Origin of the sequence: Ferdinandcohnia salidurans, assembly GCF_042680725.1 — a bacterium.
In the GTDB taxonomy this organism is placed as follows: Bacteria; Bacillota; Bacilli; order Bacillales; family Bacillaceae_L; genus Ferdinandcohnia; species Ferdinandcohnia salidurans.
Genome location: NZ_JBHUEK010000011.1, coordinates 1 through 25,487, shown reverse-complemented (window position 1 = coordinate 25,487; position 25,487 = coordinate 1). Strand labels below are relative to the sequence as shown.

Below are 25,487 nucleotides of genomic sequence, written 5' to 3'. Positions count from 1 at the left end.
AGGATTACCCTAATTGACCTTTGCTTTGAATGACAATCAAATGCGCCTTGGCGTATTTGTGCCCGATTTTTTTCGAGCACGCTCGAAAAGTTTCCTTAAAAAAATCGTGGCATCCGCCGGAGGCTTTATCATTAAGCAGCAGTTCTTGCTGCTTAATGATATCTATTCCTTAACTACTGCGTTCTTTTCTAATTCTGAGTCGGTTTGTTGGTCAGAATCAAGAGATATTCCCTCTGATTGACTTGCTTCCTCATCATCTTCTAAATCACGCATTTCAATCTCTTCTTCATCACCTGAAAGAATTTTCACATCTAATCCCAGTGATTGTAGTTCTTTAATTAATACTTTAAACGATTCAGGTACACCTGGTTCAGGTACATTTTCACCCTTAACAATCGCTTCGTATGTCTTCACACGGCCAACAACATCATCGGATTTAACTGTAAGGATCTCTTGTAACGTGTATGCAGCACCATAAGCTTCAAGCGCCCAAACTTCCATTTCACCGAAACGTTGTCCTCCGAACTGAGCCTTACCACCAAGTGGTTGCTGTGTAACAAGAGAATAAGGTCCAGTTGAACGAGCATGAAGTTTGTCATCAACCATGTGTGCTAGTTTAATCATATACATGATACCAACAGATACTCGATTATCAAACGGTTCACCTGTTCTTCCATCATATAAAACTGTTTTCGCATCACGAGACATTCCAGCTTCTTCTAAAGTATCCCAAACATCTTCTTCCGTTGCACCGTCAAATACTGGTGACGCAACATGAATACCCAGTTGTCTAGCAGCCATACCTAAGTGTAGCTCTAGAACCTGACCGATGTTCATACGTGACGGAACCCCTAGTGGGTTTAACATGATGTCGATTGGCGTTCCATCTGGAAGGTATGGCATATCTTCTTCCGGAAGAATTCTTGAAATTACCCCTTTGTTTCCGTGACGACCAGCCATCTTATCTCCTTCGTGTATTTTACGTTTTTGAACGATATATACACGAACAAGCTGATTTACACCTGGTGGTAATTCATCTCCATCTTCTCGGTTGAACACCTTCACATCAAGAACAATTCCTCCACCACCATGTGGTACACGAAGAGAAGTATCGCGCACTTCACGTGCTTTTTCACCAAAGATTGCGTGTAATAGACGTTCTTCAGCTGTTAGTTCCGTTACCCCTTTTGGTGTAACTTTACCTACAAGTAAATCACCGTCTTTTACCTCGGCACCAACACGGATAATTCCACGCTCGTCGAGATTGCGTAATGCGTCTTCTCCAACGTTTGGAATATCACGTGTGATTTCCTCTGGTCCTAATTTTGTATCACGTGATTCAGATTCATATTCTTCAATATGAATAGATGTATAAACATCATCTTTTACAAGTCTTTCACTCATGATGATGGCATCTTCATAGTTATATCCATCCCAGTTAATAAAACCAACAAGAACGTTACGTCCTAACGCTAGTTCACCCTTTTCCATAGAAGGACCATCTGCAAGGATTTCTCCTTTAACAACTTCATCCCCCTCTGTAACAATCGGGCGTTGGTTATAACATGTACCTTGGTTCGAACGAATAAATTTTAGTAGACGGTATTTATCAAGGTCGCCTTTCACCTTTTGACCATCAACTTCTTGATAGCGACGTACCGAGATTTGTTTTGCTTCAACTCGCTCAACAATACCAGGGTGTTTACAAATTACTGCGGCACCTGAGTCCTTACCAGATACATACTCCATACCTGTACCGACGAACGGCGCTTCCGGCTGCATAAGAGGAACAGCTTGACGTTGCATGTTCGCACCCATTAGCGCACGGTTTGAGTCATCATTTTCTAAGAAAGGAATACATGCAGTCGCTGCAGAAACAACTTGTTTTGGCGATACATCCATGTAGTCAATTCGGTCACGGTGTACAACAGTGTTCTCACCCTTGAAACGAGCAACTACATCTTCATCTAAAAATTCTCCATTTTCACCTAAACGAGAATTTGCCTGAGCAGTAACATAGTTATCCTCTTCGTCTGCTGTTAAGTAGTCAATTCTATCTGTAACTTTGCCTGTTTCAGGATCAACTCTTCGATACGGAGTTTCGATAAACCCAAATCGATTCACCTTTGCATAAGATGATAATGAGTTAATTAGACCGATGTTTGGACCTTCTGGTGTTTCAATCGGACACATACGACCATAGTGAGAGTAATGAACGTCACGAACTTCGAATCCTGCACGTTCACGTGTTAAACCACCAGGTCCTAATGCTGATAATCTTCGTTTATGTGTTAATTCTGCTAATGGATTTGTCTGGTCCATAAATTGTGAAAGCTGAGAGCTACCAAAGAACTCTTTAATTGAAGCGATCACTGGACGGATATTGATTAATTGTTGTGGAGTAATCGTATTCGTATCTTGAATTGACATTCTCTCACGAACAACACGTTCCATTCTTGATAATCCAATACGGAATTGGTTTTGTAGAAGCTCACCAACTGAACGCAGACGACGATTACCTAAATGGTCGATATCATCTGTATCTCCAACTTGATGTAACAAGTTAAAGAAATAGCTAATTGAAGAAAGAATATCCGCTTGTGTAATATTCTTAACGCCTTCTTCGATATAGGCATTACCAATGACATTAATGACTTGTTCGCCATCTGGGTCATTTGGAGCGTAAATCTTTATAGACTGAAGTGTGATTTCTTCATCTATAACGCCACCTGCTGGCTGAAGTGATTTAAAACCAATACCATTCTCCAAATATGGAATGATACGGTCTAGCGTTCTGCGATCGAGAAGCGTGTCTTTTTCCACGATAATCTCACCAGTTTCAGGATCAACAAGTGTTTCTGCAATACGCTGATTAAACAAACGGTTCTTAATATGAAGTTTTTTATTGATTTTGTAGCGTCCTACACTCGCAAGGTCGTAACGCTTCGGATCAAAAAAGCGTGATTCCAATAAACTTTTTGCGTTTTCGACTGTTGGCGGTTCTCCAGGACGTAGACGTTCATATATTTCTAGTAATGCTTTTTCTGTGCTTTCTGTGTTGTCTTTTTCAAGCGTGTTGCGTAAATATTCATTTTCACCAAATAAATCGATGATTTCTTGATCAGAGCCAAACCCAAGCGCGCGCAAAAGGACCGTTACCGGCAATTTACGAGTACGGTCGATACGAACGTACACAACATCCTTCGCATCTGTTTCATACTCTAACCATGCACCACGGTTTGGTATTACCGTTGCTGTAAAGCCGCGTTTACCATTCTTATCAACTTTGCCACTGAAATAAACACTCGGTGAACGAACCAATTGTGAAACAATTACACGTTCTGCACCATTGATAACGAACGTACCTGTTTCTGTCATGAGTGGGAAGTCACCCATAAATACATCTTGGTCTTTTACTTCACCAGTTTCTTTATTGATCAAACGCACCTTTACTCTAAGTGGCGCTGAATAAGTAACATCTCTTTCCTTTGATTCCTCTACAGAATACTTTGGCTCACCTAAACTGTAATCAATGAACTCTAGAGATAGGTTACCTGTAAAATCTTCAATCGGGGAAATATCTTGGAACATTTCCCTAAGACCCTCATCAAGAAACCACTGATAAGAAGAGGTTTGAATCTCAATAAGATTTGGTAATTCTAAAACTTCACTAATACGAGCATAACTTCTTCGTTGGCGGTGTCGTCCATACTGAACTAGTTGACCTATCAACCCATTCACCCCTCATATCAAGCGTTATTAATCTTGCTATTTTATAAATACTTACTAATTATAAAAGCCTACCTATAAACTAATATAAATAGTAAGAAGTAAACCGCAAATCAAAATGATAGGACACATAAAGCAGCCTATCAAATCCGACTTTTTCAAGCCAAATAAATACTGATCTGTTTTGTCTAGAAAAATGTTTAATAGCTATTTTAAGCCGAAAAATAACCTTTTTTATAGACAAAAAGAAAAAGGGTTTCTACTATGAAAACCACAATTCTAAAAACAAACTATTGATTTTATCAGTTTTTCCATACATACTATATTTATACATATATTTAATTTTTTAGTTATACATGGAAAAATTACATATCGGCATTATATAATGCTACCACACGTGAAATACCCAGTCAACTTATTTTTTCATTTGTCAAGTGGAAATTTCCTTTTGAATTATTTCGTTTTCTTAGCTCTAATAATATGGTAGCCTTTCTTTCTTTCAACAATCTCTACTTCTTCGAAGATCAGCTCAAGCTTCTCGATCGCAGACGGAGCTCCTTGCTTCTTTTGAATCACAACCCACAATTCACCGCCAGGAACTAAATATTGATAGCTCTCTTCTAAAATATGATGTACCACTTTTTTTCCTGCGCGAATTGGAGGATTTGAAATAATGGCCGCAAAGCCTCGTTTTTCTACATTTGTAAATAAATCGCTTTGATGTATATTAACATTTGTGACCTTATTTATTTCCGCATTCTTTATTGAAAGCTCGATTGCCCGTTCATTCACGTCGATCATTTCAACAAGACGTTCATTATGTACTTTTGCGAGTGCAAGACCAATCGGACCATACCCACAACCAACATCTAAAAATGGACCAGTAACTTCTGGAGCTTCAAACTCCTCCACTAATAAACGAGATCCAAAATCAACTTCATTTTTTGAAAAAACTCCACTATCACTTGTAAAAGAAAATGAATTTCCTTTTAAGACAAATACCTGAGTTTTTTGATTACTTGCCACAGTGGGTTTACTAGTATAATAATGTTCGGCCATCAATATATCTCCCAACATAAGAGTATATGAACAGTATACCCATTTCATTCATACTTGATAAAAAAAGCTCGCTTGATAGCGAGCTTTTTCATACGTTACTTAAGATTACTTAACTTCTACGCCAGCTCCAACTTCTTCAAGTTTAGCTTTAACTTCTTCAGCTTCCTCTTTAGAAACGCCTTCTTTGATTGGTTTTGGAGTGTTGTCAACAAGTTCTTTAGCTTCTTTTAAGCCAAGACCAGTGATTTCACGTACAACTTTGATAACTTTGATTTTTTGTGCACCAGCGTCTGATAATACAACATCAAACTCAGTTTGCTCAGCAGCAGCTTCAGCTCCGCCACCAGCAGCTACAGCTACAGGAGCAGCAGCAGTTACACCAAATTCTTCTTCAATTGCTTTTACTAGGTCATTTAGTTCTAAAACAGTCATGCTTTTAACTGCTTCAATGATTTGTTCTTTAGTCATTAGAAAATCCTCCTTAAATAATTATCCTATTTGTATTTCGAATTGTATAATTGTATTACGATTAAGCGCCTTGCTCTTCTTTTTGTTCTGCAACTGCTTTAGTAGCAAGTGCAAGGTTACGAATTGGAGCTTGAAGTACGCTAAGCAACATAGAAAGTAAACCTTCGCGTGATGGTAGATCAGCAAGAGCTTTAACTTCCTCAAGAGTTGCAACATTTCCTTCGATAACACCCGCTTTGATTTCTAATGCTTCATGCTTTTTCGCAAAATCATTAAGAATTTTAGCAGGAGCAACTACGTCTTCATTACTGAATGCAATTGCGTTTGGTCCTGTTAATGCATCATTTAAACCAGCAAGCTCAGCTTGTTCTGCAGCGCGGCGAGTTAATGTGTTTTTGTACACTTTAAATTCAATGCCTGCCTCACGAAGTTGCTTACGTAGTTCTGTTACTTCTGCAACAGATAGACCGCGATAGTCAACAACGATCGTTGATTTACTTTCACGTAATTTGTCTGCAATTTCAGTTACGATTTGTTTCTTTTGTTCTACTGCATGACTCATTCTTTTACACCTCCTGTGAGTTATTTCGCAACACTTGAAACCGTTCGGTGTTAGAGGGCGTTCATGAAGAACACGTTTCTAGATTAAAAAACCTCTATGCCAAGTAGACACAGAGGTAGTAATGATCAAGTAATATATACTACACCTCGGTAGGAAATTAAGCTATCGAAGCACCTACTGTCTACGGTACAAATGCTATTCATTTGTTAACAACAAAATCTATTATATGAAATGCTCTTGTAAAAGTCAATATCCACTATTTTCTAATTAGAATGTAGAAGCGTCAACTTTTACGCCAGGTCCCATTGTAGAAGATACAGCAACGTTTTTCATGTAAGTTCCTTTTGCTGCAGATGGTTTAACCTTAAGCATAGTTTCATAAATTGTAGTGAAGTTCTCAATTAGTTTTTGATCATCAAATGAGATCTTACCAATCGGAACATGAATGTTAGAAGATTTATCAACGCGGTATTCAACTTTACCAGCTTTGATTTCATTAATTGCTTTTGTTACATCAAAAGTAACAGTTCCTGTTTTAGGGTTTGGCATTAAACCTTTTGGCCCTAATACACGACCAAGCTTACCAACTTCACCCATCATGTCAGGAGTAGCTACGATTACATCGAAATCAAACCAACCTTGGTTGATTTTGTTGATGAACTCGCTATCGCCAACATAATCAGCTCCAGCAGCTTCTGCTTCTTTTGCTTTTTCACCTTTAGCGAAAACTAATACACGTTGAGTTTTACCAGTACCGTTTGGTAGAACAACTGCACCACGAATTTGTTGGTCAGCTTTCTTAGGGTCTACTCCTAAACGGAATGCAACTTCTACAGTCGCATCAAATTTAGCTGTGCTTGTTTTCTTTACTAATTCAATTGCTTCTGCAACTGAGTAAGCTTTTGTACGGTCTACTAATTTAGCAGCTTCTACGTACTTTTTACCTCTTTTTGCCATTTTAATTTCCTCCTCAATTGTGGTTTTAACGGAATAACCTCCCACGCCAAGCGTGACAGCACTTTTATGCACTGACGCTAGACAGAACAAAGGTTGCGAACGAAAGAAAAGTGATGTTCCATCCGCAACCCCCGAACAAATTGTAGCAAATTGGAATTAGTCTTCGATGACAATTCCCATGCTACGAGCAGTACCTTCAACCATACGCATTGCAGATTCAACATTTGCTGCATTTAAATCAGGCATTTTTGTTTCTGCAATCTCGCGTACTTTATCACGCTTAACTGTTGCAACTTTATTACGGTTTGGTTCACCAGAACCAGACTCAATTCCAGCCGCTTTCTTTAAAAGAACTGCAGCAGGAGGAGTTTTTGTAATAAATGTAAATGAACGATCTTCATAAACTGTGATTACAACAGGAATAATTAAACCAGCTTGTTCTGCTGTACGAGCGTTGAACTCTTTACAGAATCCCATAATGTTAACACCTGCTTGACCTAATGCTGGTCCAACCGGTGGCGCTGGGTTTGCTTTACCCGCTGGAATTTGTAATTTAACCTCTTTAATTACTTTTTTAGCCACGAGACACACCTCCTTAAAGTCCGTGATGTGGTAATAGGGTTTTACCCTCCCACTCATCTATTCTTTATAATCAATAAAGAACGTTAGCATAGTTAGTCTCAATATTTTGAGACATACTGACCTATGCAATATTACCACTTTTGATTTACAATATCAAGTTTTTCTTCATTAGATTTTTTCGATTTGTGTAAAGTCCAACTCAACTGGGGTTTCACGACCGAACATATTGACAAGAACTTTTACCTTTTGCTTATCGACATCTAGATCTTCGATTGCACCTGTGAAGTTTGTGAATGGACCTTCTTTCACACGAACTGTTTCTTTTAATTCAAAGTCAACATCAATAGGCCTTTCATCCATTCCCATTCTCTTAAGGATGAATGTTACTTCTTCTGGTAAAAGTGGCGTTGGTTTTGAGCCTGAACCCGCTGAACCAACGAAACCTGTAACTCCAGGTGTGTTACGTACTACATACCAAGAATCATCTGTCATGATTAATTCAACTAAAACATAACCAGGGAATACCTTCTTCTTAACGATTTTCTTTTTTCCGTTCTTGATATCAGTTTCTTCATCTTCCGGAACAATAACGCGGAAGATTTTATCTTGCATGCCCATTGATTCGACACGTTTCTCTAAATTTGCTTTTACTTTATTTTCATACCCTGAGTACGTATGAACAACATACCAATTCTTTTCCATAAGTTAGGACTGCTTGTCCTTCCCTCCCTTTACTGGGTTTTGACACCGTCTTGACATTCTATATTTTTTGCAATTAAAAAAACCCGTAACCGGGCTTTCTCGTAAACACTCTTTGTTCTCTATTCATCATTATACCATGAGTGAACAGGGTTTATTCAAGTACTAAACGAATTAATTCAGAAATTCCAAGATCAACCACTGCGAAAAATACAGATACAAAAATTACCGTTGTTAATGTAACAATTGTATAACGTGTAAGTTCTTTTCTTTTCGGCCAGCTTGTTTTCTTCATTTCTCGAACTATTTCACGAAAAAACTTGGTTATGTTTTTCATCCATGTAACCTCCAACTTTATCAGAACAATCCTAATCTATTTCGTTTCACGATGATTCGTGTGAGAATTGCAGGTCTTACAAAACTTCTTCATTTCAAGCCGTTCAGCTGAAGAGCTATTCTTCATGGTCGTATAATTTCTACTACCACATTCCACACAGGCTAAAATTACCTTTTTACGCATTTTATCACCATCCATGTAAAATGCAGCTTGCATCCTATTATTAAATAAATTGTCTCAATTTCCTTAAAAATGTAACACAGGCTTGATTTATATGTCAATACTAGGCCCTGACTGTAAATATTGGTTAGAAACGGTTCCTTTTATAACTTAATCTCTTGAATTTCTAAATACCGTTCTAATTTACGTTTTACACGTTGGAGCGCATTATCTATAGATTTTACATGACGATTTAAATCCTCTGAGATTTCCTGATAGGACCTTCCGTCTAGATATAAGGATAACACCTTACGCTCTAAATCACTTAGGAGCTCTGCCATTTTTAATTCAATGTCATCAAACTTTTCCCTATTGATGATTAATTCTTCAGGATCTAAAATCTTCGCACCTGAAATAACATCCATTAATGTACGGTCAGATTCTTCATCATATATCGGCTTGTCCAATGAAACATAAGAATTAAGAGGTATATGCTTCTGTCTTGTCGCGGTTTTAATCGCAGTAATAATCTGACGTGTAATACAAAGTTCTGCAAACGCTTTAAAAGAGGAAAGTTTGTCCTCCTTGAAATCACGAATTGCTTTGTATAGCCCGATCATACCTTCTTGAACAATATCTTCGCGATCTGCTCCTATTAAAAAGTATGATCTGGCTTTTGCACGCACAAAATTTCTATACTTATTAATTAAATAGTCCAATGCTTCACTTTCACCAGCATGGACCAATTCCACGACTTCCTCATCCTCTAGTCGGTCATAATATAATCTGTTGCCATAATCATCGAAGCTTGAACTCACACCGATCCCTCCGACCTACCTTAGAAGTTGTTTCCTACCAAAAACGCTAATAAATAAAGTTAATACGTAATGTTCGTAAAATTCTTTATCTAGAAATATTATACAGGAGTGCTTTTCCAAGCGTCAACCCGCTCATTGCTGTCCTCGACGCCATTTTTCAAATATTTCTGCAATTTCGTCGGAAAGTGGAATTTTTGAAACACTTTTTTCTTGATAGGTTTTCTTGACGTCCTTTTGAATTCCAGACTCTACTACTTCCATCTCCGTCAGTAATTCTCTAGCCGATTTCCTTAAGGCCCCTTGTCCAAATATCTGCCATTGCTCGGTAAAATCAGAAGTTGCTACATGGATTTGTGTTTTAATATTATTTAATTGTTGTGCTAGCTTTTCTATCCGTTCATCCGCCGTCTCATTTTCACGCGTAAAAATAACTTCGATTTTTCGACTTTTCATTTTTGATTCAATTCCTGGTACGAGGTGTGCATCAAATACAACAATCACCTTATATCCTGTGTACGCCTGATATTCAGCCATCTTCTCGATTAACAAATCACGCGCTGCTGAAAAGTCCTTTGTTTTAAGATGACGTAGTTCTGGCCATGCACCTATAATGTTGTAGCCATCTACCAGCAGGATATCCATTTGATTTACTCTCCTAACGGATTCCGCTTACGATAAACCTCATACATAAGTAGACTAGCAGCAACAGAAGCATTTAAAGAGGTTACTTTTCCCTGCATCGGTAAATGTAAAAGAAAATCACATTTTTCTTTCACAAGGCGTCCCATGCCTCTACCCTCACTGCCAATAACTAAGCCAATCGACATTTTACCGTCGACATTTCGATAATCCTCTTTTCCCTTCGCATCTGTACCAACAATCCATACCCCACGGTCCTTTAATTCATCAATCGTTCTCGCTAAGTTCGTTACTCGTGCAACTGGAATATACTCAATCGCCCCTGTTGACGCCTTTGCAACGGTTGCTGTTAATCCTACTGCTCTTCTTTTGGGAATAATTACCCCATGTGCTCCAACTGCATCGGCTGTACGAAGGATTGAACCAAGGTTATGAGGATCCTCTAATTCATCTAACAAGATGATAAAAGGAGCTTCGTTTCGCTTTTCGGCAGCTGCTAAAATATCATCAACTTCTGCATACTCATACGCTGCTACCTGTGCAACAACGCCTTGGTGGTTGCCTTCAACCATCTGGTCAATCTTTTTTTTCGGAACAAATTGAACCAATACGTTACCCTCTTTAGCAAGGGAAGTAATCTGGTTCATTTGCCCTCTGTTGGACCCCTCTGCAATCCAAATTTTATTGATATCACGCTCAGATTTCAATGCTTCAATTACGGGGTTTTTTCCAATAATATAATCACTAGCCATTTCTTTTTCCTCCTTTCTTAAGATTCGATAATTCGAAATGCCTCTTCAATAATCGAATGGATTCTGTCTGTATCATTTTGTAAAAAGTGAAAACCGAGTAATGCTTCAAACGCTGTACTGTATCGGTATGTCTGGACATCTGTATTTTTAGGAACTGTTCCACTCTTTGCGTTGCGACCCCTTCTGATTACTGCTTTTTCTTCCTCTGAAAAAAAATCTTCATCAAGCATCTCATGGATTACCGCCGATTGTGCTTTAGCCGATACATAATGCTTCGCCTGATTATGGAGTTGATTGGGTCTAACACTCCCCTTTTGCAAGAGGTAATGCCGTACATACATTTCGTATACGGCATCCCCCATATAAGCTAGGGCAAGACTATTTAATTGATGACTATCAATTTGGTTGTCTGATAAAAACTTCATTCATTATCCTCTTTTCCATCTTGTACCTTGAGGAGTGTCTTCTAGAATAATATTCATTGCCTTTAATTGGTCACGAATTTGGTCAGACAAAGCAAAGTCGCGATCTTTTCGTGCTTGGATTCGCTTTGCAATTAGTTCTTCGATTTCCTCATCAAGTAGTTGTTCATCTTCTAATTTAAGACCTAGTGTATTAAATAATACCTCGAATTCTTGGATAAAGGCTTCGATCACCTTTTCGGCCGTGTTTTTTTCTTGTAAGTAATAATTGGCCTGTTTCGACATCTCAAACAAAACAGATATTGCATTTGCCGTATTAAAATCATCATCCATTGCCTCAATGAAATCATTGCGAAACGCTGTGATTTTTTCTAGCCATGTTTCATCATCATTCGTTAGATTCGTACTGCTTTGCAGACGATGCTTTAAGTTTGCGTATGAAGTACGTAATCGTTCTAATGCATTTTTTGTACTTTCTAGTAATTCAACACTATAGTTAATTGGGTGTCGATAATGGACAGACAGCATGAAAAAGCGCAATACCTGTGGGTCCACGTCTTTGATAATATCGTGAACCAATACAAAGTTACCAAGAGATTTTGACATTTTTTCATTATCAATATTAATATAGCCGTTGTGCATCCAATAATTTGCAAACGTTTTTCCATTCACAGCTTCGGATTGTGCAATTTCATTTTCATGGTGTGGAAACGCTAAGTCTTGACCACCTGCGTGAATATCAATTGTTTCACCTAAGTATCTTTTAGCCATTGCCGAGCACTCGATGTGCCAACCTGGGCGACCATCGCCCCACGGGCTTTCCCAATAGATTTCTCCAGGCTTCGCACTTTTCCATAAGACAAAGTCAAGGGCATCCTGCTTCTTATCTCCCACTTCAATCCTCGCACCTACGCGTAGTTCGTCAATGGACTGGTGCGAAAGCTTTCCATATTCCTTGAATTCCCTCGTACGATAGTAAACATCACCTTCTGATTCATAGGCAAAGCCCTTCTCAATAAGAGCCTGGATAAAATCAATAATAATATCCATATTCTCTGTAACCCTTGGATGAACATCCGCCTTTTTGCATCCTAATGCAGACACGTCCTCAAAATAAGCATCGATAAAACGTTCCGCAATAGTCGGCACCTCTTCACCTAACTCATTTGCTGCTTTAATCAATTTATCGTCAACATCTGTAAAATTGGATACATAATGAACATCATAGCCTCTAAATTCAAAATAACGACGAACTGTATCAAATACTATGGCAGGCCGTGCATTTCCAATATGGATATAGTTATAAACAGTTGGACCACACACATACATTTTTACTTTATTTGCCTCAAGTGGTTTAAACTCTTCCTTCTTACGAGTTAGCGTATTATAAAGGTGAATGGACATTATCCTTTGCTCCTTCCTTATGTTGGATTACCTTTTTTAGGCTTTCAATTTCGTTTTCTAGTTCTCTGATTTTATCTAAAACCGGATCTGGTAAATCGCGGTGATTTAAATCCTTGCTATTTCTTACTTTAATACCATCCTGGATTACAACCCTACCTGGGATACCGACGACGGTGGAATTCGGAGGAACATCTTGCAGAACAACCGAACCCGCTCCTACTTTTGAATTCTCTCCAATTGTAATCGATCCTAATACTTTGGCTCCTGTTGCAATCAGTGCATTGTCCTTAATTGTTGGATGCCGCTTTCCTTTTTCTTTCCCTGTTCCACCGAGGGTTACGCCCTGAAACACTGTCACATTGTCCCCAATTTCACAGGTCTCACCAATCACTACGCCCATCCCATGGTCAATGAAAAATCGACGGCCAATTTTAGCACCAGGGTGAATTTCAATTCCTGTGAAGAAACGACTTATTTGCGAAACAGTTCTAGCTAAGAAAAACAATTTCCTTTTAAAAAGAAAATGTGCCACTCGGTGTGACCAAATTGCATGCAATCCGGAGTAAGTCAGCATCACCTCAAAATGAGTTCTTGCAGCTGGGTCCTGTTCAAACACAACTTCGATATCCTCTTTCATTCGCTTAAACACAATCAACCCTCCTTATAAGAAAAACGCAAGCGCCTTGCTCAGCCCCGACAAGCACAAGATAAGCGCTGACAGAAGGCGCTCTTTGCCTTCAGAAGCGATTGGTTTGTGACCTCGAGGGGCTAGGCGCTGAAGCTAGACATTACCTTTTTCGCCAAAATAAAAAGCGCCCCTGTGTAAAAACACAGAGACGCTTAATCGCGCGGTTCCACTCTGTTTAGGTAATCAATGGTATCTATTACCTCAACTTAATCTCGTAACGGTGAGACTCCGCTTTTATCTACTACATAAATGGTTCGATAAAAGACTCAAAGGTGCATTTCAATAAGCGTTTCCCATAAACCACTTTCAGCCGGTGATGGTTCTCTCTGTTCATATTTGCCCGATTCCTGCAAATACTTTAATGTCAATCACTTATTTACTCTCCTTATCAACACTTTTAAATTATATAATTGATTACCTATACTATATTACATTTTCAACAAGATGTTAACTAATTAAACTATTTAGGCGTGAAATTATTTTTTCTTTTCCTAGTAAATGAATTGCTTGTGGCAAATCAGGTCCATGAAGTTGACCTGTTGCAGCCGCACGAATTGGCATGAAAAGATTCTTCCCTTTTTGTCCAGTTCCTTTTTGAACAGCTTTAATCGCCGCCTTAATTTCAGCAGCACCGAATGTTTCAAGACCTTCAACCTCTTGTAAAAACGCCTTTAAAACTTCAGGAACTGTTTCACCTGCAAGAACTTCCTTCGCATCCTCTTCAATCGTTAACTCTTCTCTAAAGAAAAGCTCTGTTAATTCAACAATCTCAGCGCCGTAGCTCATTTTTTCTTGATGAAGCGCAATTAAATCTTGTGCCCATTGCTTGTCAATGTCACTTAATGGCTCATTTAATCTACCAGCTTTAATTAAGTGTGGCAATGATAGATCTACTAAGCGATCTAATTCTATATTCTTCATATATTGGTTGTTCATCCAAGTAAGCTTTTGTGTATCAAATACAGCAGGTGATTTTGAAAGACGTGCAGGATCAAAGATCTCAATAAACTCATCTTTTGTATGAAGCTCTTCTTCTCCAACCGGTGACCATCCTAATAGAGTGATGAAGTTAAATAAAGCTTCAGGAAGATATCCAAGTTCTTCATACTGTTCAATAAATTGAATAATTGACTCATCACGCTTACTAAGCTTTTTACGGCTTTCGTTTACAATCAATGTCATATGCCCAAAGGTTGGGATATCCCAGTTAAATGCCTCATACACCACCATTTGCTTCGGTGTATTTGAAATATGATCTTCTCCACGTAATACATGTGAAATTTCCATTAAATGATCATCAATAACTACCGCAAAATTATAAGTAGGTGTTCCATCTTTTTTCACGATAACATAATCGCCCATGCCTTCAGACTCAAAAGAAATCTCGCCTTTAACCATGTCGTTAAACGTGAACACCTTTCCTTCAGGAATGATGATACGAATACTTGGTTGTCTTCCTTCATTTTCTAAAGCTTGTTGTTGGTCCTTTGTTAAGTGACGACATTTTCCTGAATAATGAGGAGTCTCGCCACGTTCAATTTGCTCTTCACGCTCTTTTTCAATCTCTTCTTCCGTACAGTAGCATTTATAAGCGAGTCCTTTATCTAGTAACTCTGTATAATACTTTTCATAAATCTCATTACGCTCTGATTGACGGTATGGGCCATACTCACCATCAACATCTGGTCCTTCGTCCCAATCAATGCCAAGCCATTTTAAATATTTAAGCTGGCTCTCTTCGCCGCCTTCAATATTTCGCTTCTTATCTGTATCTTCAATACGGATAATGAATTTTCCATTTTGGTTTCTAGCATATAGATAATTAAATAAAGCCGTTCTTGCATTTCCAATATGTAAATGTCCTGTTGGACTTGGTGCATATCGCACTCGAACGTTATTTGACATTTATGTACCCTCCGTTACGACCTTTATATCATTGATATTTTAACACCACTTTGTTTACTGTCAAAGAATTAGTTATCTTCCTTTAACAATAGCACTGTAGCTTGTGCTGCAATTCCCTCACCACGACCCGCAAAGCCTAATTTTTCAGTTGTTGTGGCTTTTACATTCACCTGTGATGGGTCTGCTTCTAACAATTCGGCAATTCGTCCTCTGATTTGTTCAATATACGGTGCCATTTTAGGCTTTTGAGCAATAATGGTACAGTCGATATTTCCAAGCCTATACCCTTTTTTCCTCACCAGCTCCCATACATGCTGTTGAAGTTTTGCAGAATCAGCATCCTTAAAATTCGGGTCTGTATCCGGAAAATGCTTGCCTATGTCTCCTTCACCAATCGCACCAAGACAGGCATCAGATACTGTGTGCAACAATACATCTGCATCAGAATGGCCTAATAATCCTTTTTCATATGGGATTGTAATTCCACCTATAATTAACGGGCGTCCTTCAACCAATTGGTGAACATCAAAGCCCTGCCCAATACGAAACATGGGTTCTCCCCCTTTTTATCAAGTTGTTTACTCCAGAAAAAATTTAGCTTGTCCAGTTTTGTAAGATTGCTTCAGCAAAAATTAAGTCATCTGGAGTCGTAAGTTTAATATTTAAGTAATCGCCTCTAACAATATAAACTTGTTTCGGAATTCTTTCAACGAGACTCGCTTCATCCGTGCCGAGAAAATCCTCTTTTTTAGCTAATTCATGTGCTTCTTGTAAGATAGAAACATGAAAAGCTTGTGGGGTTTGGATTGCCCACAAGCTAGAACGTTCAACTGTCTCTTCCACATATAAATCACTAGAGGCGCGTTTAATTGTATCCTTTACGGGAACCGCTAGAACAGCCGCTCCCTTTTCTGCTGCCACACTTACTAACTCATGAACATGCTCTTGTTTCAGAAAAGGTCTGGCACCATCATGAACCAACACAATATCTGTATTTTTCGCAGCTAGTAAGCCATTATAAACACTATACTGTCGTTCACTGCCACCCTGAACCAAAGAAACAACCTTTTGAATGCGATATGTTTGAAGCAATTCTTCAAAGATTAGCTGTTCATCCTTATTGATCACTAAAATGATTCCTGAACACATTGGATCCTGTTCAAAAACTCTTAATGTATGAACAATTACTGGTATTGATTGCAATTCGATGAATTGTTTATTCTTTCCTGCATTCATTCTCTTTCCTTGACCAGCAGCAGGAATTATAACCTGATAATTCACCACTTAGCGCCCCTATCGATGTTTAAGTATTCAATTATAAAGCTTTTTCAAGCAACTTTGGCTTTGCGAAAATCATTCGACCCGCTGATGTTTGTAACACACTCGTTACAAGTACATCAATGCGTTTTCCGATATAATCACGACCTTCTTCCACGACAATCATTGTGCCGTCATCTAAGTAAGCAACACCCTGATTATGTTCTTTTCCATCCTTAATGACCTGCACACTCAATTCTTCACCCGGTAACACAACTGGTTTCACAGCATTTGCTAAGTCATTAATGTTCAATACTGCTACATTTTGCAGCTCACAAACCTTGTTAAGGTTAAAGTCATTTGTCACGACTACACCCATCGTTAATTTCGCAAGTTTCACTAACTTACTATCAACCTCTTGTATATCGTCAAAGTCACCTTCATAGATATCTACCTTGATTGATAGTTCTTTTTGAATTCGGTTTAAAATATCCAAACCTCTTCTACCACGGTTTCGCTTTAACACGTCTGAAGAATCCGCAATATGCTGAAGTTCCTCTAAAACAAATCGTGGAATGACAATGGTTCCTTCAAGAAATCCGGTTTGGCAAATATCTGCAATACGTCCATCAATAATTACACTTGTATCCAAAATTTTAAGTTTTTTGGCCTGTTGGTTAACTTCCTCGTCCTCTAAGCCCTTTTTCTTCCCAGCACGGTTAATAGAGAATAAGTTCACAAGCTCATCCCGCTTTTTGAAACCAACCTGGAATCCTAAATATCCCAAAAGCAGGGTTATGAAAATAGGAAGCACTGTATTTACGACTGAAAATGTAATACGGTCTAATGGAATCACAATTAAAAACGCAACAATTAAACCTGAAATTAAACCTAGGCTTCCAAATAACACATCTGTAACAGGAGCTTTGATCAATGACTCTTCAAGCCATTTAATTAGACCTACGATATAATCTACTAACCAAAAAGTAACAATAAATAATATAATAGCACCTAAAATCGCAAGCGTATATGAGTTATTTAAGTATGGAATATTGTCGATATCTAACAGCTTAAGTAAATCAGGTAGATATACAATTCCAAGCATACCTCCGACGATTAGAAAAAATAGCTGCACAATACGTTTTAACATTCCTTCACCTCCTCCTATTCATTATAATCACTTTATAATAATTGAAACCTACAATAAATAGCTTTTTTCAAAATGTAAACAGAATGACATAGACGTGTAAACGATACCTATATATTATTTTAAAATCCTACTAAAATTATTACTGCTCCTGTAAAAAAATATTATCAGCATACGCAACACGTCAAGAAAGTGGTATGTCCATTTGTCCACACTTACTATACGTAAAAAGAAGCAAAGATGTTTCATTTTCACCCGATTTTTTTATACCAATATTTAAGCTATCCCAGTGTATGTTGAATAGCCTGCCTAATATCACTTACGCCGATTACTTCAATGCCCTTTGGAATGGTCCATCCACCAAGATTACGTTCAGGAAGGATTACTCGCTTAAATCCAAGCTTTGCTGCTTCCTGGACCCGCTGCTCGATACGAGAAACTCTTCTTACCTCACCGGTTAGGCCAACCTCTCCAATAATAACGTCTGCCGGATTTGTTGCTTGATCTCTGAAACTAGAAGCAATACTTAAAGCAACAGCTAAATCTATTGCTGGTTCATCTAATTTCACTCCACCTGCAACCTTTAAATAGGCATCTTGGTTTTGCAAAAGAAAACCTGCCCTTTTTTCTAATACAGCCATTAATAACGAAACCCTATTTTGGTCAATTCCAGTTGCCATTCGTCGTGGATTTCCAAAGCTAGTTGGTGAAATCAATGCCTGAATTTCAACGAGGACTGGTCGTGTCCCTTCCATTGAGGCAACAACCGTTGATCCTGCAGATCCCGCAGAACGCTCTTCTAGAAAAATTTCGGATGGATTTGCAACCTCTTCAAGGCCTGTTTCCTTCATCTCAAAAATACCCATTTCATTGGTTGAACCAAAACGGTTTTTCACTGCACGTAGTATTCGGTATGTATGATGACGTTCCCCCTCAAAGTAAAGAACCGTATCAACCATATGCTCCAATAAACGAGGGCCTGCAATATTCCCCTCTTTCGTAACATGACCAACGATAAAAATAGCAATCCCATTTGTTTTTGCAATTCGCATTAACTCTGCTGTACATTCACGTACCTGTGACACACTACCAGGAGCAGAGGCAATATCAGAGTGATAAATCGTCTGAATGGAGTCAATGACTACAAAAGAAGGTTTAAGCTCAGAAATTGTCTGGGAAATAAATTCGAGGTCCGTTTCCGCTAAGACATACAATTGATCAGAGGAAACACCTAGTCGATCAGATCGTAGCTTAGTTTGCTTGACCGATTCTTCTCCGGAAATATATAAAACTTTGTCTTGTTTGGCTAATTGAGAGGATACTTGTAGCAGTAAGGTAGACTTTCCTATACCTGGGTCTCCCCCAATTAGGACAAGCGAACCCCTGACGATCCCGCCACCAAGTACGCGATTAAATTCTTTGTTTGCTGTATACATTCTTGGTTCATTTTCTGACTCAATTGAAGTGATTGGTGAAGGCTTTCGTTGAACGGTGGGACTTGAATGAGTAAAAGCACCTTTCCTAGCTGGTTTATGCAAGGTTTCCTCGACTAATGAATTCCACGCACCACATCCGGGACATTTCCCCATCCATTTTGGTGTTTCATAGCCACAGGATTGACAGGTGAATTTCGTTTTTGTTTTTGCCATCGTCATTAATCCTTTCTTTAGAAAAAAGAGGTATACACAAACTATTTAATGTATACCTCTTTTACAATTTACATGTTATTTCACTGTTTCTTTTGTTTCTTCGACTTCCTTCGTTTGAATAACAAATTCTCCGTTATCGAAGTCCATTATAATTTTCTTTCCTTTTTCTATTTTACCGCGTAATAGCTCTTCAGACAAACGGTCTTCAATTTGTTTTTGGATCGCACGGCGTAATGGACGTGCCCCATATTCAGGATCATAGCCTTCCTCAGCAATTCGGTCTTTAGCCGCTTCTGTTAACTCAAGTTCAAAGTCCTGCTCTTTTAGACGTTTCGTTAACTGATCTGACATGAGCGTTACAATTTCCTTCAGATGCTTCTTCTCTAGTGAGTGGAAGACGATGATTTCATCAATACGGTTGAGGAATTCTGGACGGAATGCTTTCTTCAATTCCTCCATTACCTTATCCTTCATGTTTTTATAATCTTGTTTTTCATCTTCAAGCGCAAAACCAACATACTTGTTACGTTTCAATGTGCTAGCGCCAACGTTTGAAGTCATAATTAGGATCGTATTTCTAAAATCAACAGTACGTCCCTTGGAATCAGTCAAACGACCATCCTCAAGCACTTGAAGTAAAATATTAAACACATCTGGATGTGCTTTTTCAATCTCATCTAATAGAACGACGGAGTATGGTTTACGACGGACCTTTTCTGTTAATTGACCGCCCTCTTCATAGCCGACATACCCTGGAGGTGAGCCCACTAGTCTAGATGTGGAATGCTTCTCCATATACTCAGACATATCTACACGGATCATCGCATCTTCATCGCCGAAAATAGATTCAGCTAGAGCACGAGCCAGTTCTGTCTTACCTACACCTGTTGGGCCAAGGAAAATAAATGAACCCGTTGGGCGCTTCGGATCTTTTAATCCTGCACGTGAACGTCTAACTGCCTTGGAAACGGCTTTAACTGCCTCTTCCTGACCGATTACTCGTGAGTGGAGGATTTCTTCCATGTTTAATAATTTATTCGCTTCAGTTTGTGCTAGCTTTGATACAGGAACCCCAGTCCAGCTTGATACGACCATTGCGATATCATCCACTGTAACCTCAGAGTTCTCTTGCCCTTGCTTTTCCTTCCAGTTTTTCTTCGTTTCTTCTAACTGCTCACGAAGACGTTGCTCGGAATCACGTAATGATGCTGCTTTTTCAAACTCTTGACTTTGAACCGCTGCATCCTTTTCCTTGCGAACCTCTTCAAGCTTTTGTTCAAGCTCCTTTAAATTTGGTGGTGCAGTGTATGAACGAAGACGAACCTTTGAACCAGCCTCATCAATCAAGTCAATTGCTTTATCTGGCAGAAAGCGGTCTGAAATATAGCGATCTGACAGTTTAACAGCTTGAACGATAGACTCATCTGAGATTGATACTCTATGATGCGCTTCATAACGGTCGCGTAATCCTTTTAAAATTAAAATAGATTCTTCAACAGTTGGTTCATCCACTTGAATTGGTTGGAAGCGTCGCTCTAAAGCAGCATCCTTTTCAATATATTTTCGATATTCGTCTAACGTTGTAGCACCAATACATTGTAGTTCACCACGAGCAAGTGATGGTTTTAAGATGTTTGACGCATCAATTGCGCCTTCTGCTCCACCTGCTCCAATTAGGGTGTGGAGTTCATCTATAAATAGAATGATATTGCCAGCTTGACGAATTTCATCCATTACCTTTTTTAGGCGGTCTTCAAATTCCCCGCGGTATTTAGTACCCGCAACCACAGTACCCATATCAAGGGTCATTACTCTTTTATCACGAAGCGTTTCTGGTACTTCATTATTGATAATTTGCTGTGCTAATCCTTCTGCAATTGCCGTTTTACCAACACCAGGCTCTCCAATTAGAACTGGGTTGTTTTTCGTACGACGGCTAAGTACCTCAATCACACGTTGAATTTCTTTACTACGGCCAATAACTGGATCAAGGCTTCCTTCTCTTGCAATCGCAGTTAAATCACGCGCTAAACTATCAAGAGTTGGGGTATTGGCATTTGTAGAGCCTCCACCATGATGTCCTGATGATGACTCATTGCTTCCCAATAGCTGAAGAACCTGCTGACGGGCTTTATTTAAGCTCACTCCAAGATTGTTTAATACTCGTGCAGCGACGCCTTCCCCTTCACGAATTAATCCCAGTAGGATATGTTCTGTACCCACATAAGAGTGACCTAGCTTACGAGCCTCATCCATGGATAACTCGATTACCTTTTTTGCACGTGGGGTATAATGAATCGTCTGTGATCCCTCTTGACCACGTCCGATTAAAGCTTCTACCTCTTTTTGAATTTTTTCAGGTCCTAATCCTAATGCAAGTAAGGCCTTTGCTGCGATTCCTTCGCCTTCGCGAATAAGACCTAATAATACATGTTCAGTTCCAATATTGTTATGCCCTAATCGTACAGCTTCCTCTTGAGCTAAAGCTAATACCTTTTGTGCACGCTCAGTAAATCTGCCAAACATCATAACCCATCACCCTCCATGTCAGTAGTCTTATTATTTTCTAGCTTCAATCTTTCTCGAATGATAGACGCTCTTTTAACGTCTCTTTCATTTGGCCTTAATGCCCCACCAGCATATGATTGTAAGAATCCAGGTTGTGTTAAAACCATGAGTTCATTAAGGATACTTCTTGATATATCTTTTATATAGCCAAGATCTATACCTAATCGGACATCTGATAAACACTTTGCTGCTTCCTTCGATTCAATGATCCGACTATTAGCTAAAACACCATAGGAACGGAATACTCGGTCCTCTAACTGAATATTAGAGGTTTTTACCAAAGCTTCTCGTGCAGAACGTTCTTGCGCAATCAGCTGAGCAACAACACTCTCTAAATCTTCAACAATATCTTCTTCTGTCTTTCCAAGCGTAATCTGATTAGAAATTTGAAAAATATTTCCTAACGCCTCACTGCCTTCACCATATATTCCTCTTACAACAAGGCCAAGCTGATTGATTGCCGGGATAATTCGACTCATTTGATGAGTTAAGATAAGTGCTGGCAGATGCATCATCACAGAAGCACGTATCCCAGTCCCTACATTCGTCGGGCAGCTGGTTAAATAACCTCTTGTTTCATCAAATGCGTAATCGACATGCTCTTCAATCCAATCATCTAGGTTATTTGCAACCCGTAAAGCTTCAGATAATTGTAACCCCGGGAATAAACATTGTATTCGAATATGGTCTTCTTCATTAATCATAATGCTAATTTCTTCATTTTCAGATAAAAGACAAGCTCCAAATGGAGAGTCCTCAGCTAAATGTGGACTTATCAAATGTTTTTCAACAAGCACCCTCTTCTCAATTGGTTGGAGATCCATCATTTTTAATAATTCCATTTCTCCAATTGACGGAAAACTCTTTCCTGAAAAGCCCTTTTGGAAGACTTCCACAATTTGCTGAGCTTCTTCATTTGAATAAACCGTTGAAAAGGGGACATTTTTCAAATTTCGAGCAAGCCTGATCCTTGAACTTAAGACAATATCCGAATCCGGCCCTTCTTGACTCATCCAAGAGCTTAAGGCTTGATTGATAAAATGCTCAAGTGACATTGATTATACCTCCCCCTCTTTGTAACCACTTAGCTTTTTCTCTAAAGCCCTTACGTGGTCACGAACTTCTGCAGCCTTTTCAAATTCCTCTAGGGAAATATATTCCTGCATCTTTAGCTTTAATTGTTCAATCTCTTTTCGGATATGGAAGGAGCCTCCGATTCGTTTTGGAATTTTCCCTGTATGATGTGTATTACCGCTATGCAGACGTTTTAAGATTGGGGTAAGTTGTTTTTCAAAGGTTGGATAGCAATGCGAGCAGCCAAACCGACCTACCTTTGCAAATTGTTGAAAAGTCATTTTACAGTTTTTACATTGTAAAATCTCATTTTGTTGAAAAGCATTTTGCTTTGAACCTGCAAGTGGTTCAAATTGTAGAAGTCCTGCTAATAAGTTATCTATTGAAAAGCCAGATGTGCCTGGAAACATAAACATCTCACTTTTTTCTTGAGCACAATGTTCACATATATGAACCTCTGTCTTTTCACCGTTAATAATCTTTGTAAAATGTAATGTGGCAGGACGTTGATTGCATTCTTGGCATATCATGTTAAGCACCTTCCTACTTCTAACCTTATTATCTATACATGAGGGATGTTAGCATTGCCTTTAACATTCGTGCTCTCAGCTCATCCCGATGAGGAAGCTCAATAAACAGAACGGAACGATCAATTACACTAAGCATGATCTTCGCCTCTCTTTTCGAGATCACTTCCTCCTCAACCAAGCGCAAAATCACATCTTCAGCACTCGTTTGTGAAATCCGTTTGTCTATAAGGCGAACGAGTTGATTAATCAACTGAGAATCATTATTCGTTTTTACCTTCATAATACGAATATAACCCCCGCCACCTCGTTTACTTTCAACTAAATAGCCTCTCTCCAGCGTAAATCGTGTATTTATTACATAGTTAATTTGAGATGGGACACATTCAAATTTATCGGCAATCTCACTTCTTTTTATTTCAACTATAGCTCGATCACTTGTATCAAGAACACTTTTTAGATAGTGTTCGATGATATCAGATATATTCCTCATTATGACCACACCTCACCTTGACCTTGACTTTGACTATATTTGACTATAACTATAATATAAAATGACTGCACTAATTTTTCAACTGTTTCGCTTTTCAAATTGAACGTCAAAATTACTTAGGCAATCATTTTCAAGGCATTTACTATCCTATACTTTCCAAATCTAGTACCCCTCTAAACACCAAATCAGAAAATTTTTTGCACCATTTCTTGTTTTGACATTTCTTCATACAATCGCAAACGTTCATTTTTACTTCCGACCTCAACATCAATTGTGTACTGGCAATTATTATTAATTTTATCCTTCGAGTACTTAATATTAAAATCCCTTACCCGAAAACCATTATCTTTAAATAATTGTAAGATCGAAGAAAATGAGGATATATCTTCATTGATAATGATATGGACAACTTTTCTTTTTCTGGATTTAAAGAAGAATTCCTCAAATCGATTAAGAAAAATGAGGCTCAATAAAACAACTATTGTGGTTAATATGGCAGGCGCATACATCCCTAACCCGATAATTAACCCTAGACCGGCAACCACCCAAATGGAAGCTGCAGTCGTTAACCCCCGTACCGTTGCATCCCTAACAAGAATGGTACCAGCACCTAAAAATCCAATACCACTAATAACATAGGAAGGAATCCGCGCTGGATCAAAACGTACATTTGTACTCATTTCTAAATAAGGTTGAAACCCGTAAATCGACATTAACATCATTAAACAAGAGCCGACCCCAACTAGCAAATGTGTACGAAACCCAGCAGGGTGTTTATGTACTTCCCTCTCCAATCCAACTAACCCGCACAATAACGCCGCTAAAAAAATACGTATCGACATCGTTAAAAATTCTTCTGTTTGGAACGATGCAATAAAATCAATCATGTTACATCCTCCCCTTTTATATATATGCAAAAACCTTTTATTAGGTATTCGATAGGCAATCTAAATCCCCTTTTTTAAACAAGAAAAAAATTTAGTGTTTTATAAGTATACGATTCATCAATTAAATTATGATTTCTGAGGACCCATTTTTTTAGAATAGTAATTAATACTTATAACTAAGACATTTTTATCATAAACAATCTGATACAAATTAATGATATTCATGAGGATGTAAAAATTAACAAGGTTATGGGGAGTTAAGATTTAAAAGGGCGGGTTTTTGGAGGAGCTGAGGAATATTGGATAGTATGTTTAAAGTAAATCAATAGAGGCTTCGATGGTACTGCTGGTGTATCGTTTATATGCTGCATGCGATATAGTATTTATCGTTTTGCGAGCTAGCGATATACTGATTAGGCTGTTTGCGGTATAGTATTTATCGTTTATCGGGTTAGTGATATACCGATTAGGCTGTTTTCGGTATAGCACTTATTGTTTTGCGATATGACAATATACCGATTAGGCACTTATTGTTTTTCGTTTTTTCTAATTTCATCATAATGCGGTTACAATACTCACAATTACATTCCTTTATCGAAGAAAACCCACCATGATTTCAAATTACTATTTCCAAACACAAAAAAAGACCAACCATAACGGTTGATCTTTTAGTTGCCTAGCGACGTCCTACTCTCACAGGGGCAA

25 protein-coding genes and 2 other annotated features are annotated in these 25,487 nt (G+C 38.5%); all 25 genes read right to left on the bottom strand.

The genetic code is table 11. From position 1 onward, the window contains the following. Window positions 1-162: 162 nt before the first annotated feature. Complete coding sequence (gene rpoB / locus ACFSFW_RS09335) at window positions 163-3,732, bottom strand: DNA-directed RNA polymerase subunit beta (RefSeq protein WP_388037472.1); 3,570 nt, start codon at window positions 3,730-3,732, stop codon at window positions 163-165. 450 nt (window positions 3,733-4,182) lie between these two features. Next, on the bottom strand, window positions 4,183-4,788 hold the full coding sequence (locus tag ACFSFW_RS09330) for a class I SAM-dependent methyltransferase (protein ID WP_304220145.1): 606 nt from the start codon (window positions 4,786-4,788) through the stop codon (window positions 4,183-4,185). A gap of 105 nt (window positions 4,789-4,893) precedes the next feature. After that, a complete protein-coding gene (gene rplL / locus ACFSFW_RS09325) occupies window positions 4,894-5,256 on the bottom strand; it encodes a 50S ribosomal protein L7/L12 (protein WP_388037469.1) in 363 nt (120 codons plus the stop codon). 61 nt (window positions 5,257-5,317) lie between these two features. After that, window positions 5,318-5,818 carry a 50S ribosomal protein L10 gene (gene rplJ, locus ACFSFW_RS09320; RefSeq protein ID WP_304220146.1) on the bottom strand — a complete coding sequence of 167 codons (501 nt, stop codon included), beginning with the start codon at window positions 5,816-5,818 and terminating at the stop codon, window positions 5,318-5,320. Window positions 5,819-5,894: 76 nt separating this feature from the next. Continuing rightward, window positions 5,895-6,023: a sequence feature (ribosomal protein L10 leader region), on the bottom strand. 62 nt (window positions 6,024-6,085) lie between these two features. Then, a complete protein-coding gene (rplA, locus tag ACFSFW_RS09315; protein ID WP_304220147.1) occupies window positions 6,086-6,775 on the bottom strand; it encodes a 50S ribosomal protein L1 in 690 nt (229 codons plus the stop codon). A 156-nt stretch (window positions 6,776-6,931) separates the two neighbouring features. Further along, window positions 6,932-7,357: a 50S ribosomal protein L11 gene (rplK, locus tag ACFSFW_RS09310; protein WP_010285014.1), complete on the bottom strand. Its 426-nt coding sequence runs from the start codon at window positions 7,355-7,357 to the stop codon at window positions 6,932-6,934. Window positions 7,358-7,525: 168 nt separating this feature from the next. Continuing rightward, window positions 7,526-8,059, bottom strand: a complete 534-nt coding sequence (gene nusG, locus ACFSFW_RS09305) for a transcription termination/antitermination protein NusG (protein ID WP_099352727.1) — start codon at window positions 8,057-8,059, stop codon at window positions 7,526-7,528. Between the two features lie 151 nt (window positions 8,060-8,210). After that, window positions 8,211-8,393 (bottom strand): preprotein translocase subunit SecE, encoded by a 183-nt coding sequence (gene secE / locus ACFSFW_RS09300; protein ID WP_099364807.1) that lies wholly within the window; start codon window positions 8,391-8,393, stop codon window positions 8,211-8,213. A gap of 36 nt (window positions 8,394-8,429) precedes the next feature. Further along, window positions 8,430-8,576 carry a 50S ribosomal protein L33 gene (gene rpmG, locus ACFSFW_RS09295; RefSeq protein ID WP_099364806.1) on the bottom strand — a complete coding sequence of 49 codons (147 nt, stop codon included), beginning with the start codon at window positions 8,574-8,576 and terminating at the stop codon, window positions 8,430-8,432. A gap of 140 nt (window positions 8,577-8,716) precedes the next feature. Continuing rightward, window positions 8,717-9,370: an RNA polymerase sporulation sigma factor SigH gene (sigH, locus tag ACFSFW_RS09290; RefSeq protein ID WP_010284984.1), complete on the bottom strand. Its 654-nt coding sequence runs from the start codon at window positions 9,368-9,370 to the stop codon at window positions 8,717-8,719. Window positions 9,371-9,502: 132 nt separating this feature from the next. Beyond that, window positions 9,503-10,012: an NYN domain-containing protein gene (locus ACFSFW_RS09285; RefSeq protein WP_099352724.1), complete on the bottom strand. Its 510-nt coding sequence runs from the start codon at window positions 10,010-10,012 to the stop codon at window positions 9,503-9,505. A gap of 5 nt (window positions 10,013-10,017) precedes the next feature. Beyond that, window positions 10,018-10,761, bottom strand: coding sequence for a 23S rRNA (guanosine(2251)-2'-O)-methyltransferase RlmB (rlmB, locus tag ACFSFW_RS09280; RefSeq protein WP_304220148.1), 744 nt, complete (start codon window positions 10,759-10,761; stop codon window positions 10,018-10,020). Between the two features lie 17 nt (window positions 10,762-10,778). Next, window positions 10,779-11,186 (bottom strand): Mini-ribonuclease 3, encoded by a 408-nt coding sequence (locus tag ACFSFW_RS09275; protein ID WP_388037460.1) that lies wholly within the window; start codon window positions 11,184-11,186, stop codon window positions 10,779-10,781. A 3-nt stretch (window positions 11,187-11,189) separates the two neighbouring features. Next, entirely contained in the window at window positions 11,190-12,587 is a 1,398-nt protein-coding gene (gene cysS / locus ACFSFW_RS09270) for a cysteine--tRNA ligase (protein ID WP_304220149.1), read from the bottom strand. Then, on the bottom strand, window positions 12,568-13,236 hold the full coding sequence (gene epsC, locus ACFSFW_RS09265; RefSeq protein WP_099364803.1) for a serine O-acetyltransferase EpsC: 669 nt from the start codon (window positions 13,234-13,236) through the stop codon (window positions 12,568-12,570). The genes cysS and epsC overlap by 20 nt, the downstream gene beginning before the upstream one ends. 180 nt (window positions 13,237-13,416) lie before the next feature. Beyond that, window positions 13,417-13,676 (bottom strand) — a binding site (T-box leader). A gap of 46 nt (window positions 13,677-13,722) precedes the next feature. Next, a complete protein-coding gene (gene gltX, locus ACFSFW_RS09260) occupies window positions 13,723-15,180 on the bottom strand; it encodes a glutamate--tRNA ligase (RefSeq protein ID WP_388037456.1) in 1,458 nt (485 codons plus the stop codon). Between the two features lie 68 nt (window positions 15,181-15,248). Beyond that, window positions 15,249-15,731, bottom strand: a complete 483-nt coding sequence (gene ispF, locus ACFSFW_RS09255; protein ID WP_304220151.1) for a 2-C-methyl-D-erythritol 2,4-cyclodiphosphate synthase — start codon at window positions 15,729-15,731, stop codon at window positions 15,249-15,251. A gap of 43 nt (window positions 15,732-15,774) precedes the next feature. Continuing rightward, window positions 15,775-16,461: a 2-C-methyl-D-erythritol 4-phosphate cytidylyltransferase gene (gene ispD / locus ACFSFW_RS09250; RefSeq protein ID WP_304220152.1), complete on the bottom strand. Its 687-nt coding sequence runs from the start codon at window positions 16,459-16,461 to the stop codon at window positions 15,775-15,777. 34 nt (window positions 16,462-16,495) lie between these two features. Beyond that, window positions 16,496-17,587, bottom strand: coding sequence for a PIN/TRAM domain-containing protein (locus tag ACFSFW_RS09245; RefSeq protein ID WP_304220153.1), 1,092 nt, complete (start codon window positions 17,585-17,587; stop codon window positions 16,496-16,498). Between the two features lie 278 nt (window positions 17,588-17,865). Beyond that, a complete protein-coding gene (gene radA / locus ACFSFW_RS09240) occupies window positions 17,866-19,233 on the bottom strand; it encodes a DNA repair protein RadA (protein ID WP_304220154.1) in 1,368 nt (455 codons plus the stop codon). Window positions 19,234-19,308: 75 nt separating this feature from the next. Further along, window positions 19,309-21,762 carry an ATP-dependent protease ATP-binding subunit ClpC gene (gene clpC, locus ACFSFW_RS09235; protein WP_304220155.1) on the bottom strand — a complete coding sequence of 818 codons (2,454 nt, stop codon included), beginning with the start codon at window positions 21,760-21,762 and terminating at the stop codon, window positions 19,309-19,311. Further along, complete coding sequence (gene mcsB / locus ACFSFW_RS09230; protein WP_388037451.1) at window positions 21,759-22,856, bottom strand: protein-arginine kinase McsB; 1,098 nt, start codon at window positions 22,854-22,856, stop codon at window positions 21,759-21,761. The genes clpC and mcsB overlap by 4 nt, the downstream gene beginning before the upstream one ends. Window positions 22,857-22,859: 3 nt before the next feature. Beyond that, window positions 22,860-23,405, bottom strand: a complete 546-nt coding sequence (gene mcsA, locus ACFSFW_RS09225; RefSeq protein ID WP_388037448.1) for a protein-arginine kinase activator protein McsA — start codon at window positions 23,403-23,405, stop codon at window positions 22,860-22,862. Between the two features lie 28 nt (window positions 23,406-23,433). Next, window positions 23,434-23,895 (bottom strand): CtsR family transcriptional regulator, encoded by a 462-nt coding sequence (locus ACFSFW_RS09220; RefSeq protein WP_099364794.1) that lies wholly within the window; start codon window positions 23,893-23,895, stop codon window positions 23,434-23,436. Window positions 23,896-24,080: 185 nt separating this feature from the next. Then, window positions 24,081-24,782, bottom strand: a complete 702-nt coding sequence (locus ACFSFW_RS09215; protein ID WP_304220157.1) for an MgtC/SapB family protein — start codon at window positions 24,780-24,782, stop codon at window positions 24,081-24,083. Window positions 24,783-25,487: the final 705 nt, after the last annotated feature.

Excerpts from the sequence above, each read along its gene's own strand:
- ACFSFW_RS09275 (WP_388037460.1), bottom strand. The coding sequence starts at position 11,186 with ATGAAGTTTTTATCAGACAACCAAATTGATAGTCATCAATTAAATAGT.
- ACFSFW_RS09220 (WP_099364794.1), bottom strand. The coding sequence starts at position 23,895 with ATGAGGAATATATCTGATATCATCGAACACTATCTAAAAAGTGTTCTT.
- rplJ (WP_304220146.1), bottom strand. The coding sequence starts at position 5,818 with ATGAGTCATGCAGTAGAACAAAAGAAACAAATCGTAACTGAAATTGCA.
- ACFSFW_RS09245 (WP_304220153.1), bottom strand. The coding sequence starts at position 17,587 with ATGTTAAAACGTATTGTGCAGCTATTTTTTCTAATCGTCGGAGGTATG.
- rpmG (WP_099364806.1), bottom strand. The coding sequence starts at position 8,576 with ATGCGTAAAAAGGTAATTTTAGCCTGTGTGGAATGTGGTAGTAGAAAT.
- nusG (WP_099352727.1), bottom strand. The coding sequence starts at position 8,059 with ATGGAAAAGAATTGGTATGTTGTTCATACGTACTCAGGGTATGAAAAT.
- rplL (WP_388037469.1), bottom strand. The coding sequence starts at position 5,256 with ATGACTAAAGAACAAATCATTGAAGCAGTTAAAAGCATGACTGTTTTA.
- rplA (WP_304220147.1), bottom strand. The coding sequence starts at position 6,775 with ATGGCAAAAAGAGGTAAAAAGTACGTAGAAGCTGCTAAATTAGTAGAC.
- mcsB (WP_388037451.1), bottom strand. The coding sequence starts at position 22,856 with ATGTCACTTGAGCATTTTATCAATCAAGCCTTAAGCTCTTGGATGAGT.
- ispF (WP_304220151.1), bottom strand. The coding sequence starts at position 15,731 with ATGTTTCGTATTGGGCAGGGCTTTGATGTTCACCAATTGGTTGAAGGA.
- gltX (WP_388037456.1), bottom strand. The coding sequence starts at position 15,180 with ATGTCAAATAACGTTCGAGTGCGATATGCACCAAGTCCAACAGGACAT.
- clpC (WP_304220155.1), bottom strand. The coding sequence starts at position 21,762 with ATGATGTTTGGCAGATTTACTGAGCGTGCACAAAAGGTATTAGCTTTA.
- rlmB (WP_304220148.1), bottom strand. The coding sequence starts at position 10,761 with ATGGCTAGTGATTATATTATTGGAAAAAACCCCGTAATTGAAGCATTG.
- radA (WP_304220154.1), bottom strand. The coding sequence starts at position 19,233 with ATGGCAAAAACAAAAACGAAATTCACCTGTCAATCCTGTGGCTATGAA.
- ACFSFW_RS09330 (WP_304220145.1), bottom strand. The coding sequence starts at position 4,788 with ATGGCCGAACATTATTATACTAGTAAACCCACTGTGGCAAGTAATCAA.
- mcsA (WP_388037448.1), bottom strand. The coding sequence starts at position 23,405 with ATGATATGCCAAGAATGCAATCAACGTCCTGCCACATTACATTTTACA.
- cysS (WP_304220149.1), bottom strand. The coding sequence starts at position 12,587 with ATGTCCATTCACCTTTATAATACGCTAACTCGTAAGAAGGAAGAGTTT.
- secE (WP_099364807.1), bottom strand. The coding sequence starts at position 8,393 with ATGAAAAACATAACCAAGTTTTTTCGTGAAATAGTTCGAGAAATGAAG.
- ACFSFW_RS09215 (WP_304220157.1), bottom strand. The coding sequence starts at position 24,782 with ATGATTGATTTTATTGCATCGTTCCAAACAGAAGAATTTTTAACGATG.
- ACFSFW_RS09285 (WP_099352724.1), bottom strand. The coding sequence starts at position 10,012 with ATGGATATCCTGCTGGTAGATGGCTACAACATTATAGGTGCATGGCCA.